This window comes from Enterococcus sp. DIV0755f (assembly GCF_051713725.1).
GTDB classification, from domain to species: Bacteria; Bacillota; Bacilli; order Lactobacillales; family Enterococcaceae; genus Enterococcus_D; species Enterococcus_D casseliflavus.
The window spans coordinates 56,116-70,341 of record NZ_JBIOQL010000002.1; the positions used below are offsets into that span (position 1 = coordinate 56,116).

At 36.9% G+C, this 14,226-nt stretch carries 14 protein-coding genes and 1 riboswitch; of the genes, 5 read left to right on the plus strand and 9 right to left on the minus strand.

What is annotated here, in order from left to right:
- Positions 1-38 precede the first annotated feature (38 nt).
- Positions 39-278 (plus strand): hypothetical protein, encoded by a 240-nt coding sequence (locus IGI73_RS16435; RefSeq protein WP_002316697.1) that lies wholly within the window; start codon positions 39-41, stop codon positions 276-278.
- Between the two features lie 422 nt (positions 279-700).
- Here IGI73_RS16435 and IGI73_RS16440 read toward each other — a convergent pair whose 3' ends face one another.
- The gene (locus tag IGI73_RS16440; RefSeq protein ID WP_002390704.1) at positions 701-2,560 is read right to left on the minus strand and encodes a heavy metal translocating P-type ATPase; all 1,860 of its coding nucleotides are present in this window, start codon (positions 2,558-2,560) and stop codon (positions 701-703) included.
- Positions 2,561-2,690: 130 nt separating this feature from the next.
- A riboswitch (NiCo riboswitch) is annotated at positions 2,691-2,799 on the minus strand.
- Between the two features lie 444 nt (positions 2,800-3,243).
- Here IGI73_RS16440 and IGI73_RS16445 point away from each other — a divergent pair.
- Positions 3,244-3,924 carry an IS6 family transposase gene (locus IGI73_RS16445; protein ID WP_031645850.1) on the plus strand — a complete coding sequence of 227 codons (681 nt, stop codon included), beginning with the start codon at positions 3,244-3,246 and terminating at the stop codon, positions 3,922-3,924.
- A 192-nt stretch (positions 3,925-4,116) separates the two neighbouring features.
- Here IGI73_RS16445 and IGI73_RS16450 read toward each other — a convergent pair whose 3' ends face one another.
- The 3 genes from IGI73_RS16450 to IGI73_RS16460 form a co-directional block, all read right to left on the minus strand.
- A complete protein-coding gene (locus tag IGI73_RS16450; protein WP_174098298.1) occupies positions 4,117-4,881 on the minus strand; it encodes an ABC transporter permease in 765 nt (254 codons plus the stop codon).
- Positions 4,878-5,531: an ABC transporter ATP-binding protein gene (locus IGI73_RS16455; protein WP_002307505.1), complete on the minus strand. Its 654-nt coding sequence runs from the start codon at positions 5,529-5,531 to the stop codon at positions 4,878-4,880. The genes IGI73_RS16450 and IGI73_RS16455 overlap by 4 nt, the downstream gene beginning before the upstream one ends.
- An 83-nt stretch (positions 5,532-5,614) precedes the next feature.
- A complete protein-coding gene (locus IGI73_RS16460) occupies positions 5,615-6,037 on the minus strand; it encodes a cupin domain-containing protein (RefSeq protein WP_002307506.1) in 423 nt (140 codons plus the stop codon).
- Positions 6,038-6,944: 907 nt separating this feature from the next.
- Between IGI73_RS16460 and IGI73_RS16465 the strand changes: the two genes are divergently transcribed.
- Positions 6,945-7,439: an AAA family ATPase gene (locus IGI73_RS16465; RefSeq protein WP_002337568.1), complete on the plus strand. Its 495-nt coding sequence runs from the start codon at positions 6,945-6,947 to the stop codon at positions 7,437-7,439.
- Positions 7,440-7,818: 379 nt separating this feature from the next.
- On the opposite strand, the gene IGI73_RS16470 is transcribed toward IGI73_RS16465, so the two are convergent.
- Positions 7,819-8,142: a helix-turn-helix domain-containing protein gene (locus tag IGI73_RS16470; RefSeq protein ID WP_077915062.1), complete on the minus strand. Its 324-nt coding sequence runs from the start codon at positions 8,140-8,142 to the stop codon at positions 7,819-7,821.
- Between the two features lie 209 nt (positions 8,143-8,351).
- Between IGI73_RS16470 and IGI73_RS16475 the strand changes: the two genes are divergently transcribed.
- Entirely contained in the window at positions 8,352-8,435 is an 84-nt protein-coding gene (locus IGI73_RS16475) for a type I toxin-antitoxin system Fst family toxin (protein ID WP_071869432.1), read from the plus strand.
- Between the two features lie 310 nt (positions 8,436-8,745).
- Here the strand turns inward: IGI73_RS16475 and IGI73_RS16480 are convergent, their stop codons facing one another.
- On the minus strand, positions 8,746-8,949 hold the full coding sequence (locus IGI73_RS16480; protein WP_031647196.1) for an LPXTG cell wall anchor domain-containing protein: 204 nt from the start codon (positions 8,947-8,949) through the stop codon (positions 8,746-8,748).
- Between the two features lie 98 nt (positions 8,950-9,047).
- On the opposite strand from IGI73_RS16480, the gene IGI73_RS16485 reads away from it, so the two are divergent.
- On the plus strand, positions 9,048-9,728 hold the full coding sequence (locus tag IGI73_RS16485; RefSeq protein ID WP_438759313.1) for an IS6 family transposase: 681 nt from the start codon (positions 9,048-9,050) through the stop codon (positions 9,726-9,728).
- A 382-nt stretch (positions 9,729-10,110) separates the two neighbouring features.
- On the opposite strand, the gene lepB is transcribed toward IGI73_RS16485, so the two are convergent.
- From lepB to IGI73_RS16500, 3 genes are all read right to left on the minus strand, one after another.
- On the minus strand, positions 10,111-10,614 hold the full coding sequence (gene lepB, locus IGI73_RS16490) for a signal peptidase I (RefSeq protein ID WP_002291553.1): 504 nt from the start codon (positions 10,612-10,614) through the stop codon (positions 10,111-10,113).
- 182 nt (positions 10,615-10,796) lie between these two features.
- Positions 10,797-11,648: a DUF6448 family protein gene (locus IGI73_RS16495; protein ID WP_438759314.1), complete on the minus strand. Its 852-nt coding sequence runs from the start codon at positions 11,646-11,648 to the stop codon at positions 10,797-10,799.
- 683 nt (positions 11,649-12,331) lie between these two features.
- On the minus strand, positions 12,332-14,224 hold the full coding sequence (locus IGI73_RS16500) for a heavy metal translocating P-type ATPase (RefSeq protein ID WP_438759315.1): 1,893 nt from the start codon (positions 14,222-14,224) through the stop codon (positions 12,332-12,334).
- Positions 14,225-14,226: the final 2 nt, after the last annotated feature.

Here is a 14,226-nt window from a genome sequence, read left to right on the forward strand (position 1 = left end):
CACTTGTTCTTATAATGGTTCTAAAGGAGTGATTATCCATGAAATATTTGAATGACGAATATCAAGACCGGGGTATGAAAAAATGGGCGGGCTTTTTCTTATCTGAACACACAGCTGAACAGGAAAAAATTCAAAAAGGATTGGCTCACATCAATTCCCCAAAGCCCCAAATGTCCGAACAAGAGATTGGCGAGGTGCTTCAAGTGGCTAGATTAAAAAATAAGTCCGTTGCCATCCAAATCGAGGCCATCGATAACGAAGGAAATTATTACGATTAATATGCCACTGATGACGGTGATTTGATTTTTCTTTCCTAAAATACACCTTTGCATGATTTTTTCCTCCTGTTTGTTGTTTGTAATGTAAGTCTACTGGATTGAATCAGATTAAGAATTGATCCTCATCAAGAAGTGGTTTTCCTTCGAAAATAGTTTTTCACTGCGCGGTCTTTTTTGTTTTACTCTTTCGTATAACTCTATGATAGCTCCTTTATTGTTTTTAATAATTGATGACAATCAAGTTTGAATAAACGATTTTTAGCATGTATTTAAAATAGATAAAGCTGATAATTTCTGTTCAGAAATTATCAGCTTTTTTGACGATTTAGGCTTTCGCCAAGGGTAAGCTTCATTCCCTACAGATACAAATTTAAAAAGCTGTAGATATTCGCTCACCCTTTCAGCTAATATCATGATGCAGTCTAATAAGCACCACTTAATTCCGCTTTTGTTTTTTCGGACCCTAACAACCGCAAGCCGTTTAAGATGACGAGGATTGTGGAGCCCTCATGGAATAGTACTGCTAAAGGAAGTCCCAGAACGCCGAACATATTTAAAGTAATCAAGCTGACAATAACAGCGATGGAGAAAATGACATTTTGAATAATGATTTTATTTAATTTCTTGCTTAGCTGATAGCTATAAAACAATTTAGACAAATCATTCTTCACTACAACGACATCAGAGGATTCCATTGCGACTGACGAGCCACTTCCCATCGCAATTCCGATATCTGCATTCGCTAGCGCGGGCGCATCATTGATCCCATCGCCAATCATCCCAACAACTTCTTCTTTTCCTTGGCTTTTTAAGACAAAATCTATTTTATCTTCCGGTAACATGGAAGAAATATAGTCATCTACCTTTACTTCCTTTGCAACCTGTGCCGCAACCTTTTCGTTATCTCCCGTTAAAAGATAAACCTTGATGCCCTCTTTTTGGAAATCCGCAACCGTACTCGCTGACTGCGGACGAATTCGATCCCGGAGTGAGAAGTAACCGACGACTTCATTTCCCTTCGCTACAAATATGGTCGTATCGCCTTTTTCCAGTAGCTTTTCAAACTGATCAAATTTATCATATTGCTTAAATGCATCCGGTTTTCCAACTAGGATTGCCCCTTTTTTAATTCCCGAACCAGCAATTTCTTCAATCGATTCCGCTTGATTCACTTGTGCTAAGTTAATCTCTTTAAAGGCAGAAACAATTGCTCTTCCGATTGGGTGACTGGATTGTTGCTCCATATAAATGACTTCTTTTAACAGCTCTTGGTCCAAATGATAATCGACCACTTGGAAGTCGCCATACGTCAATGTTCCGGTCTTATCTGTATACAAAATATTCATTGTACTTAACGCTTCCATTGCGGCTCCACCTTTAAATAAGATACCGTTTTTGGCTCCATTACTTATCGCGCTTAACGTAGCCGGTGTAGCTGATGCCACCAATGCACATGGACTAGCCACTGTTAAAAGTACCATTCCACGATAAAATGCTTCTTCTAATGGTAGGCTTAGGAAATAATATAGAAAGAAGATGAAAATAGGTACGATAATTAAAACGCCAATCACGTACTTACTTTCAATACGGTCTATAAACTTTGCGATTCGAGAAGGTTTGTTTTGTGCTTCTTCAACCATCCGGATAATATTGGAAAACATGGTTTGATTCAGTGTCTTGTTTACTTCTATATGAAAAACATTTCCTTCATTAATCGTTCCGGCAAAAACTTCCTCCTTTAACTCTTTTTCTACTGGGACAGACTCACCCGTTAAAGCCGCTTCATTCACGATTGCATTTCGGTCGATCAAGCCATCAATAGGGATTTGACCACCTTTCGATACCACGACAATGTCCCCAATAACTAACTCTTTCGTAGGGGTAACCACTACATCCCCATTTTCTTTTAGCACTTGGGCTGTGTCGGGTACTTGCGCCATTAATTCTGAAATCGCGCTGGTGGATTTGTTCGTTGCATAATCTTCCAAAACTTCTGCAGCAGCAAAAATCAATAGCAACGCCGCTCCTTCAGACTCAAAATCAATGATTACTGCACCAACTGCTGCCAAAACCATTAATAGGTCGACATTTGGTGAGCGATCTTTAATCGTTTCAACAACAGCATGTTTTGCCGCATAGAAGCCTAAAAAGAAAATTGAAATATAAAATAGTATGGAACTGTATGCATCATTTAGTGGGATAAAGATAAACCCTAAGATTGTAAATAAAACACCGACAACTAAAAATTGTCCTTGCCTACTTTTTGTTAGATACTCAACCATTTCTAAAACCTCTTTCTTATTTTTTGTTTTTTTGCTTACCAATTATTACAAATCCATTTCATCTCATCTTTTCACTCCCCTTTATTTAGAAATATATATATAAAAAAGGGCACACCTATAGAACAGAATTAACTGTCCCACAGGTATGCCCTTATTATTTACATACTCTGCTGCCGCAAAAATTGCAGCCCGGCTGCATGGACCTTTTATATGTCCACCGCCTGTTCAGATCACAATGAATATAACCAACAAACAAAATCTGTTATATTCCAAAGCTTTCATTATTTAGTTTTAATATGCTTCATTGATTCTCATGTGACTATTATAACAAATTTTTTTTGAATTTCAAATCGCTTTTCCATTATTTGAACAGGGTAGAATAGCAATCGCAGCCATAAGCTTTGTGGCGGATCGAAGTCTAGGAAATGTATGCTTCCTTAGTTAGTTCATAAAGTTTTATTTCCACTTTTTTAAATAATTTTTGATATTCTTCTCCCATTTTTTGGTAAATTTCTAATAATTGCATCAATTCTTTTTTTTTAATAAATCACCCATGTGTTCACTCCTGTTCTCCCTCTGTTGTTTTGAATATTCATAATACTTTAAAGGGTTCTGTTGCAAAGTTTTCTGATAAACTGATTTTAAGGTAAAATGAATGGAAAAGATAGCTTGGAGGAATCAAGATAGATCATTTTAAAGGCAAGCAATTTCAGAAAGATGTGATTATTGTCGCCGTAGGCTACTACCTTCGGTATAATCTTAGCTATCGTGACGTCCAAGAAATCCTATATGACCGTGGCATTAACGTTTCTCACACCACCATCTACCGCTGGGTACAGGAATATGGAAAACTACTTTACACTATTTGGAAAAAGAAAAATAAACAATCCTTCTATTCGTGGAAGATGGATGAGACCTATATTAAAATCAAAGGGAAATGGCACTATCTTTATCGAGCAATCGATGCAGATGGTTTAACCTTGGATATTTGGTTACGTAAAAAACGGGACACACAAGCAGCCTATGCTTTTCTTAAGCGGTTAGTGAAGCAGTTTGATGAACCGAAGGTTGTAGTCACAGATAAAGCCCCCTCTATTACAAGTGCCTTTAAGAAACTAAAAGAATACGGCTTTTATCAAGGGACAGAACATCGTACCATTAAATACCTGAATAATTTGATTGAACAAGACCATCGTCCAGTAAAAAGACGCAATAAATTCTATCGAAGTTTACGCACTGCCTCTACCACGATTAAAGGCATGGAAGCCATCCGAGGATTATATAAGAAAACCCGAAAAGAAGGCACTCTCTTCGGGTTTTCGGTCTGTACTGAAATCAAGGTATTATTGGGAATCCCAGCTTAAATCATAGATACCGTAAGGGATTTTATTCTTTATTTAAAACTTTGCAACAGAACCGTCGTTCCAAAGATTCGATGACAAAAATATCCTTCTTCCTTAAAAAATGAAGTTCTTTTTGCAATTATTCTCGTGAGGTCTTCTTTTAACTACATAAAATTGTAACCACTGGTTTTAAGAGTAGTGTATCATCCCAAATCATATAATTAATTGACTGCGATTGTTATAAAACTCACGGTAAGCCATATAACTAGCAATAAATGAAGAAATCGCAGTAACTGAAATCAACATAAACATCACAACAATTTGGTAACGAATCGCTTGAACAGGATCAATTCCCGCAAAAATCAACCCTGACATCATACCTGGTAGGCTGACAAGTCCAACCGTTTTTGTTCGGTCAATAGAAGGAGCCATGCCCGTTTTGACGCTTTCTCTTACAATACTCATGGACGCTTGTTTTTTATTGGCTCCCAATGCCAATTTTTCCAATACCTGTTGGCGTTGGTCCGTAAATTTTGAATTCAAAGACCGATAGGTCACTCCAATCGCAGTCATGGCGTTGCTGGCAATCATGCCTGTAATTGGAACGATTTGGGAAGGGGACCAGTCAATGACTCCTGAAAAAACAAGAATGAGTAAGGACAAGGCTGTTCCTACTCCAATAGCCGTCGTTGAAATTTTAAAAGAGCGGTTGATCCCCTCACTGCGTGTATGGGCGTTATAAGAAGCGTTGAACACAATGAACAAAACCATCGCTAAAGTGAGAAAGTTGTTATCCACTCGTAATACGTAGCTCAATACATATCCAATAAGGACTAATTGAACGACAGCGCGAATTCCCGCAATAAAAATGTCGTTTCCTAATCCCAATTTCTCTTTGTAATCAATCAACAAGGCAACTATCAAGAGGACAGAGGATAAAAGCAAAGAAAGATTACTGATTTCCAAATTGTTTGTCATTTCGATTCCTCCATTTTTCCACCTTTGATAGTAATCAGACGAGAAGCTTGGTCGATTTCTTCCTGGTTGTGAGTGACGGCCAACACCGTAGTTTGTTGGTCTTTCATCATGTCTCGGACTAAATCAAGGACAATCGCTCTGTTTTCTTGGTCCAATGAACTGGTAACTTCATCCAGGAGCAACACTTTCGGTTGATACATCAAATTTCGGACCAATGCAACCCGTTGTTTTTCCCCTCCTGATAGTTCCTTGACCTCTTTCGATAAGTAAGTTTCAGGTATTTGAACTCGTTCTAACAATTTTTTTGCACGTTCCCGATCAAATCCTTCTTCTCTTATGCGGGCAGGAAAAGACAAGTTCTCTTGAACTGTCTCATCGAATAGAGAAGCGTTTTGAAAGAAATAAGAGACTTCTTTTCTATACTCCACAGGATCGATTTTTTGCAGATCCGTACCTCGATAATAAATTTTTCCGGAAGTTGGGGAAAGCAGCGTACCAATTAATTTCAAAAGGGTACTTTTTCCACTTCCAGAAGGACCAGAAAAAACAATCACTTCCCCTTTGTTTACTGTAAAAGAGATATCTTGAAGGATTTGGTTTCCGTTTGCCTGAAAACCAACCTTCTCTAATTGAAACAATGAATCACTCATACCACTTCTCTCCTTTATAAAAAAGCCCTGCACCAGTGGACCATCCATACGGGTGCAGGGCTTTTGTTTCATCCTAGTGTACCTCAGTGTTCGTTTGGATCGTTTTTGGCGTCTTCATGAGTAGGGTGAACCGTTCCTTCAAGGTGATCTGGACCAGCATAAATGGTATACAGTCTGAGCGGCTTATCACCGGTGTTTTCGATGTTGTGCCACATGTCCGCCGGAACAAATACGGCGTCATCATCCATCACTTTTTGTTGAACATGTAAGTTATCTTTAGAAGGCCCCATTTTACACACGCCTTCTCCTTCTTCAATACGGATAAATTGGTCAATGCCTTCGTGCACTTCCAAACCGATGTCATCGCCCGGTTGAATGGACATTACGGTGACTTGCAGTTTACTGCCTGTCCAAATGGTCGTCCGGTAATTATCATTTCCTGTGGTGGCGTCTTCAATATTAATGATATACGGCTTCTTCCCATGATCCTTGTAGTCTATTTCCATCTTCCATTCCTCCTAGTCTTTGTACTGAAACAATGATACCTACTTCTTATTTATAATAATTCTAATTAATGGTACCACATCTAAAATTCTATGCAAAAAAATTGGCTTTTTGGAGAGCGATTCTAAACAAAGACCATATAATGCGCAATTACAATTGGTACCCCTTAATCCTCAGCACATAAAGGAAAAAATATGGAATCAAAAAATAACCGATATGTACTCTGGTTATGACTTGAATCAGGGAGAATTTCAGAGACGACACATCATACTTTTTTAGTTTGCACTTGTAAACTAACTAGCGTACATTAAGTTTATGCTCACTATCAAGCGTTGTCAATCCTTTAGACTCTTATCAATTTCGAAAGAAAGTAGCAAGGTTATTGATTGTGACTGTAAAAGTGGGGTGTTCCTATAAGCACATTAAACTATCTTCTCTAATTTATCATGCTATTTAAATTCTGTTTTTTCATGAGAATTTTTGTCCAAAACTTGTTAAAATGATTTTAAAAAATACTTACATACACAATCCCCAAAAAACACTAATGTCATTTCAGTCAAAAAAGATACCGCAGAAAATTTCCACCTGAGATTCAATACGATATTACTCTCTTGACAGCCAGCTTAATTCCTTAGTTGAATAGATTATTAAAGTGCACAAAAAAACAATGCGGCGTTTGTTATATTTTCTGGTATAAGCGACGGTGCTATAAACTTTTTTGCAGATTAAAAATCATATGAATTTAACTCCAGTAATAAGAGATTAAGTGCCAATGCATAAATGGAGGCATGTCCAGCACTATGCGAATGCTAAAACATCAATAGTACAGGAAATCATGAAAAGAGCGAATAGTAATAATGCTTAAGGAGAGTGTCATGTTTTCTTGGTTTGTTATAGGAGGTTATATCAATGAAAAATACAGTAGATAATTTGTCGAAAAGTAAAGTTATTTTAATGTGCGGCCCTGCGGGAGCAGGTAAATCAACACTAGCAAAAAAATTTGAAAGTACCGGGATGACAATACTATCTTATGATGAAGAATCATTCAAACGAGGTTTGAATGAACATCCTTTACCTCAGGAGGTTTTAGAAGATATTAAAACCTATCTTGATGAAAAACTAATTTCACTTATCATGCAAAACATTGATATTGTTCTCGATTATTCATTTTGGTCTAGAGAAATGAGAAATGAATATATTTCATTATTAAAGAAATACGACATAGAACCCAAAATCTATTATATAAAGACACCTAAGGAAGTTGTTATGGAACGTATTCGAAAAAGAAACGGAAATCATCAAAATGATATCATATTGACGGAGCAAACAGCTTCCACTTATTATGATCATTTTCAACCCCCAACTGATGAAGAAGGTGAAGTTATAGTAGTCGAGGGATATTAATATTGTGGTTTTAGGCATGGAAATTGTACTAGATGATAAGTTTTGTCAAATTTTTTGAAAGATATACTTCCAACAAGGGGATACCAGCTTCAGGTGATATCATTATTGTCATCTCAGAGCAGGGGGTAGTATTGATTCAGCCGGAAGAATAAGTGGCGATGCAATGAAGACGATGAATGCATTATTGAAATTACAGGAAAAAAAATTACTGAAATACGTTATGTTTATTCTTTTGACAACTCTACTCAATTATGATTATGCAATTAGACACGTTATTTTTTATCATGAATGGATATGTTCCCGTCTACCGATAGTGCTAAAAACGCAGTGGATATGTTTCCGAGAACGAACATACTCAAATGACATTCATTCTGTCCTCTCAAGCCACATCGAGTTGGTGGGATTGATAACAAGGGTGGATAAGTAGAGGCTGGAAATGGCTTGATATAGCGGTATTTTGAGGATTTTGGAGAGTTGAGATTATTTCTTCTTCCATTTCTAAATCCAATGTTACTTGTTCTGATTCTGGTTCTGTTGGCTCATTTGGGATTAAATCCACTACTAGCGTTGAGTTAGTTAACTTTGCAATTTGTTCTAGTGTTTTTATGGTTGGATCTGATTTTCCTGATTCTATTCGTGAATAATTTGATCTACTCATTTCTAATTCTTGGGAGAATTTTTCTTTTGATTTGGTACCTCTCATCTTTTTAAGTTTTCTCTAAATGCTAGTTCCAAGTTTCTCCCCCCTGTTTATGTAAATATTTTGCACGTTTTCCATTTAATTATATCGTTACACCTTGTAAATCACTTGTGATTAGTGATTTTAGCTTTTATCTTAATTTATCAACTGTTTAGAATATTAAGTATGCTATACTAATTAACGGCAACTTGCCCCGTAAGGGGGTGCTATTCATGGAACAAATTATCTCGTTAGTTATCGCACCACTTTTAGTGGGTCTAATAATCACATTAGTTGATCATTGGTTAGATGATTAGACGATAGCAAGCAAGTTGCTGTCTAACTTACACGCTTGTATTCGCAACAAGTGCAAAGAAAAGCCCGACCTACTCGCAATAGGTTGGGCTTTTGTGCTATTCATTAGAACTTATCTCGTTTCGCACATTCATTATAGCATGATTTTAAAATGAAGCCAAGTTGCTGATTCTATCTGTTGTTATTGGTGTTGCCTAGAACGATTCTAAGCACATGTTTAATTTTAAAGTGGGCAATTTTATCTTTAAAATGTCCTACAATGATTCAATAAAAGCATGGCTGCTAGTGAAACTTGCGACCATGCTTTTAAATTTACTTAAATTCTCTTTTTAAAATGATTCCTGATCCTAATACCATTAATGAACCTAGGACAGACAATGCAATATTTGCTGTTTCACCTGTTTTTGGTAAAACTTTCATTTTTCCGTCTAAACCTTTAACTGTAACTGTTCCGTCTTTTTGAACGTCTGCTCCAATTTCTTTAGCTTCAACTTTTTTTGTTGTTCCTATATTCAAAAATCATTTGACGATTAATTATTTGGTTCTGTTGCAAAGTTTTAAATCTACTATCAAATAAGGTAGAATAATAGAAAAAGATAGCAGGAGGAATGACGATGAATCATTTTAAAGGAAAGCAATTTCAGCAGGATGTGATTATTGTAGCCGTGGGCTACTATCTTCGTTATAACCTTAGCTATCGTGAAGTTCAAGAAATCTTATATGATCGTGGCATTAACGTTTCTCATACGACGATTTACCGTTGGGTGCAAGAATATGGTAAACTACTCTATCAAATTTGGAAAAAGAAAAATAAAAAATCCTTTTATTCATGGAAAATGGATGAAACGTACATCAAAATTAAAGGAAAATGGCATTATTTGTATCGAGCCATCGATGCAGATGGTTTAACCTTGGATATTTGGTTACGTAAAAAACGGGACACACAAGCAGCCTATGCTTTTCTTAAGCGGTTAGTGAAGCAGTTTGATGAACCGAAGGTTGTAGTCACAGATAAAGCCCCCTCTATTACAAGTGCCTTTAAGAAACTAAAAGAATACGGCTTTTATCAAGGGACAGAACATCGTACCATTAAATACCTGAATAATTTGATTGAACAAGACCATTGTCCAGTAAAGAGACGCAATAAATTCTATCGAAGTTTACGCACTGCCTCTACCACGATTAAAGGCATGGAGACCATTCGAGGAATATATAAAAAGAACCGAAGAAATGGAACGCTCTTCGGCTTTTCGGTGTCTACTGAAATCAAGGTATTAATGGGAATAACAGCCTAAGATATTTGGAGTTCAGAGAGGGCGCGTTTGATTTTCAAACTTCGCAACAGAACCTTAAATTTTTTAATGGATCACAGGACAAATTTTGGCATACTTCACCTAAGGCAAATTCATGCTAAAATCATGTTTCATAGTGGGTATTCCACCGCAATTGCTAAAAATCAGCAAAAGCATAAAAGAGTTTTATACCGAATGTTTTCAGACGTATAGAAACGAATGAAATCTGACGGTGACTTCTGAAAATAAGAAGTATAAATGGGTTTAATAATATAGTTTTATTATAACACTATTTGGAATAGTTACTCAACAAAACAAAAATAGATGTTTTTAATAATCCCTCAACTGATACTCCCACGCCCCCTCCCTTTCAACCTCTTCTACACTACTCAAGTATGGATATTCGATCGAATGGAAACAGTATAAATCTAGCCTGTCCTAAGATCTTGCTTTCTGAAATAAAAGGATCGTTCCATTTTCTACTGTCATATGAATGTATCCGGTAATCCCCTAGGAAAAAATATTCTCCTTCAGGCACCTTAAAACTTCCACTTTTTGTATCTGGGTACTTTACATATGTTTCATTCAATTCCTGATTGTTTACGGATACCTTTCCGTCTGAATTGATTTCAATCTGATCATTTGGCAGGCCGATGACTCGCTTCACCATTGTTTCTTTAAACTCATCCGAATAGAACACCAAAATTTGTCCTCTTTCAATGGAAGAAGTGTTATGAATCCTTGTTGTGATGATCCTGTCACCAATTTCTATTGTTGGATACATGGAAGCACTTGGTACTAGAATAATAAAGAAAACATAATTGTATAACAACGTAGTCATGATCACGACACTTACAATAAACGATAACCCCTTCAACACTTTTTTCATACTTTACCTCCTCGTAGACTAACTCTTGACCCCATTTGAATAGTGAAAAACCATCCCGTTTATAGACGATAAAACCCCAATTCAGCATAATAGCTATTGGGGTTTTATGACTATTCTTTACAAAAACTAGTTTCAGTTGACCGATTTAATTGTTCGTTTGTTTTTACTTTTTTTGATCTATCTTATTTAGATGGAATGATAAATTTTTGTCCAGGGAAAATAAGGTCTGGGTTAGAAATATTGTTTACTTTTGCAATTTCTTGATAAGTTGTATTAAATTCTAATCCAATTCCCCAAAGTGTATCTCCAGGTTTTACTGTATGTGTAACCTCTCCATGAGTTTTTTCCGCTTCTGCAGCTGCTTTACCGTTGTTGACTTCAGCGTTATGAGTTGCTTCTGCATTATGAGTTGCATGAGCATTATTTGCTTCTTCACCGTGAGCACCTTCAGCAGCATGCTCCTCTTCACCTTCAGCAAATTTGAAGAATTTCACGTATGCTTCAATATATTCTCTTCCTGCTTCAAGATCATTCACATCATAATCCTTTAAAGACATAACTTTTTCAAATCTCTCTTTAAGTTCAGGCATTTTTTCTTTTTCAGTCATACCTTCTAACGGCGATAAATTGCCTACCTCAATACTCTTGTCTGCTGCTAATACTTTTTCATCGATAGGAGTTCCTGAAGGTTTCAATCCGTCAAACGGCGCATCTTCTCCTGCTCTGTGCACTCTAACCACTTCACTGAAGAAATACTGTTCGGCCAACTCCTTAGCTTCTGGACTCTGGTCTTTGACTTTCATGCTAAGATTAAATTTATCTGTTATTTCCTTTTGATATTCAGGTGCCACCCATTTCATCACATAGTTGACGTTATTACTCTCCATGGCTTTTTTTCCATCAACTACAACTGGACCATCCATCGTGTCGCAGTGCGCACTCGCAGATAGAGGAATTATCGCCATAATAGCTGCAGATGTTAATAGTACTCCAATAGATTTTTTCATGTTTGATTTTAAGTTTAATTTTTTCATGTTATCCTCCTGATGTTTTTATGAAAATACTGAGCAGTTTGTTTTTAATCGTTCTTTCGATCTGCTCCGTTTTGATAAAAGCTTTGTCAAATTAGGCTTTTATCTTAAATAGCACTTTTCATGCTAAATGTATGCTTCTTATTTCTGTGCCTCCCTTGATTTGATAGTTTTATATTAATGGTAATCAGTTATAAGCCCCTTGATAAAAATCAAGTTTTTTATTTTTTATTAAACTTTTTCTTAAACTTTTCCCGAGTCAGGGGATAGGTACCTTGACCCACGAAATAATAGATGAATAGGATTCTCTGGGGTTTATCCTTTTATTCAACTCAGAAGCGCCCTTTTACTTCCGAATTGACATCTATTTTCGATACATGATTTTATCCGATTATGGTATATAATCGTTTATTTCTGGCGGTCATAAAAAAGAACCCTATGGGTATAGAGTTCTTCATATATGATTTTATACAATTTCATGTATTACAACTTAATAGGAATTTAAATTTTATTATTAGATTTTTTAATCATTTACACGAAAATTAATTTTATAAAGAGCATACTCTATACTCTTCTTTTTTTTTTCAAGAACTCAAAAAAGCGGAAAATCCCAGATTTAAAAATCTGAGTTTCCGCTTTTGTCATTTCAAGGATGGACTATTGTCTCAGCCTCTTCTAATTTATTCTTAAGATATTTTTACTTTCTCTGCAGGTACTGATACTTCTTTTTGTTCTTTTCGACCTTTCAACTTATACTTCATTAATCTCATGCCATTGAAAATTACCACCAAGATACTACCTTCATGAACCAACATTCCGATAGACATATTCATCCATTCGCTGAAGAAGACGCTAGTCAACAAGACCAACACTACTCCAATTGAAATCACGATATTTTGTTTCATATTATTTGCGGTGGCTTTTACTAATCCTAATGCGTGAGGCAAGTTGCTGAAGTTCGAGTTCATTAAAACGACATCGGATGTTTCAATCGCTACGTCCGTTCCGCTTCCCATTGCGATTCCAATGTCTGCTAAAGCTAAGGACGGACTATCGTTAACGCCATCTCCAACAAAGGCTACAATTTGACCACGTTGTTGAAGTTTTCCGATATAAGCCGATTTATCTTCCGGCAACATGTGGCCGTGAGCTTCGGTCAAACCAAGTTCGCCGGCGACCACATCAACGGTTCCTTGGTTATCTCCTGAAAGAACGACTAGATTTTTCACGCCCAAGTCTTTTAATTCCTGTAAATTAGCTTTCACACCCGGACGAACTTGATCGCGAATGCCCATCAGTACTTTTAATTCACCGTCGACCGCTGTCAAAACGAGAGAATTCCCTTGTTGTTCAAACCGTTTGACATCTTTTTGCACTTTTTTGCTGAGAGTAACATTTTCTTTTTCCATCAAGGCCACATTCCCAACAGCCACTCTATGTCCAGCTACACTTGAAACGATTCCGCCGCCTTTCACGACTTCAGTTTTTTCAACAGGATAAAAGTTTGTTTCTCCAATTTGATTTAAGACCGCTTTTGCTAATGGATGATCTGATTCCCGTTCCACACTGGCCAGATAGCCAAGCGTTTCAGCAGAATCTTTTTCATACAGTTCAATCGCTGCAACGGTTGGGTTTCCGACAGTTAAAGTACCTGTCTTATCAAATACAATTGTATCCACATTGCTGAAGTCTTGAATGACTTCACTCCCTTTTAAAAGAACACCGTTACGAGCACCATTCCCAATACCGGCAACGTTTGAGACAGGCACTCCGATAACTAATGCGCCTGGGCAACCTAGAACTAAGATGGTGATTGCTAACTCAATATTTTGACTGAACGCCCATACAACAATTGCCAGAACCAAGACAGCTGGTGTGTAGTATTTAGAAAAGCGATCAATGAACCGTTCCGCTTCGGATTTAGAATCTTGTGCTTCTTCCACGAGTTCAATAATTTTTCCAAATGTGGTGTCCTCACCAACTCGGTCAGCTCTAATTTGAATCGTTCCGTTTTCTAAAATGGTTCCTGCAAAAACTTCTGCATCAACTTGCTTGTTGACCGGAACAGCTTCACCTGTAATGCTAGCTTCATTGATATGCCCTTCACCCGTAAGGACTATGCCATCTACTGGAACTTTCGCACCCGTTTTAACGAGTAAGATATCCCCTTCATCTATATCATCCACTTCTACTTCTTCAAATTCACCATTATCCATTTGTTTCAAGGCGCTTTCGGGTGCCATTTCAGTCAATTCTTTGATAGCAGATCGCGTTTGGTTCAATGTTCGTTGTTCCAAGTAGTGTCCGAATAAGAATAAGAACGTGACAATAGCCGATTCTTCATAATTTTGAATAAAAAGCGCACCAATCGCTGCAATACTGACTAAGACATCAATACTGATGACTTTGACTTTCATTGCTTGAAACGCTTGAATGGCAATTGGCATAATCCCAAAGACAGAGGCGATGATCAAAGACCACTCTGAAAGTCCTACGTTTTCTAAAACAAAGTGACTGAAGAAACCGAGTACGATTAACAATCCACTGATGACGGTGATAACATTTTTCTTGCTTAATATAT

What these genes read in the sequence shown, in the direction of transcription:
- IGI73_RS16440 (WP_002390704.1), bottom strand. Translation starts at nt 2,560, where the DNA reads ATGGTTGAGTATCTAACAAAAAGTAGGCAAGGACAATTTTTAGTTGTC.
- IGI73_RS16450 (WP_174098298.1), bottom strand. Translation starts at nt 4,881, where the DNA reads ATGACAAACAATTTGGAAATCAGTAATCTTTCTTTGCTTTTATCCTCT.
- IGI73_RS16475 (WP_071869432.1), top strand. Translation starts at nt 8,352, where the DNA reads ATGGAACAAATTATCTCGTTAGTTATCGCACCACTTTTAGTGGGTCTA.
- IGI73_RS16470 (WP_077915062.1), bottom strand. Translation starts at nt 8,142, where the DNA reads ATGAGAGGTACCAAATCAAAAGAAAAATTCTCCCAAGAATTAGAAATG.
- IGI73_RS16455 (WP_002307505.1), bottom strand. Translation starts at nt 5,531, where the DNA reads ATGAGTGATTCATTGTTTCAATTAGAGAAGGTTGGTTTTCAGGCAAAC.
- IGI73_RS16485 (WP_438759313.1), top strand. Translation starts at nt 9,048, where the DNA reads ATGAATCATTTTAAAGGAAAGCAATTTCAGCAGGATGTGATTATTGTA.
- lepB (WP_002291553.1), bottom strand. Translation starts at nt 10,614, where the DNA reads ATGAAAAAAGTGTTGAAGGGGTTATCGTTTATTGTAAGTGTCGTGATC.
- IGI73_RS16460 (WP_002307506.1), bottom strand. Translation starts at nt 6,037, where the DNA reads ATGGAAATAGACTACAAGGATCATGGGAAGAAGCCGTATATCATTAAT.
- IGI73_RS16435 (WP_002316697.1), top strand. Translation starts at nt 39, where the DNA reads ATGAAATATTTGAATGACGAATATCAAGACCGGGGTATGAAAAAATGG.
- IGI73_RS16495 (WP_438759314.1), bottom strand. Translation starts at nt 11,648, where the DNA reads ATGAAAAAATTAAACTTAAAATCAAACATGAAAAAATCTATTGGAGTA.
- IGI73_RS16465 (WP_002337568.1), top strand. Translation starts at nt 6,945, where the DNA reads ATGAAAAATACAGTAGATAATTTGTCGAAAAGTAAAGTTATTTTAATG.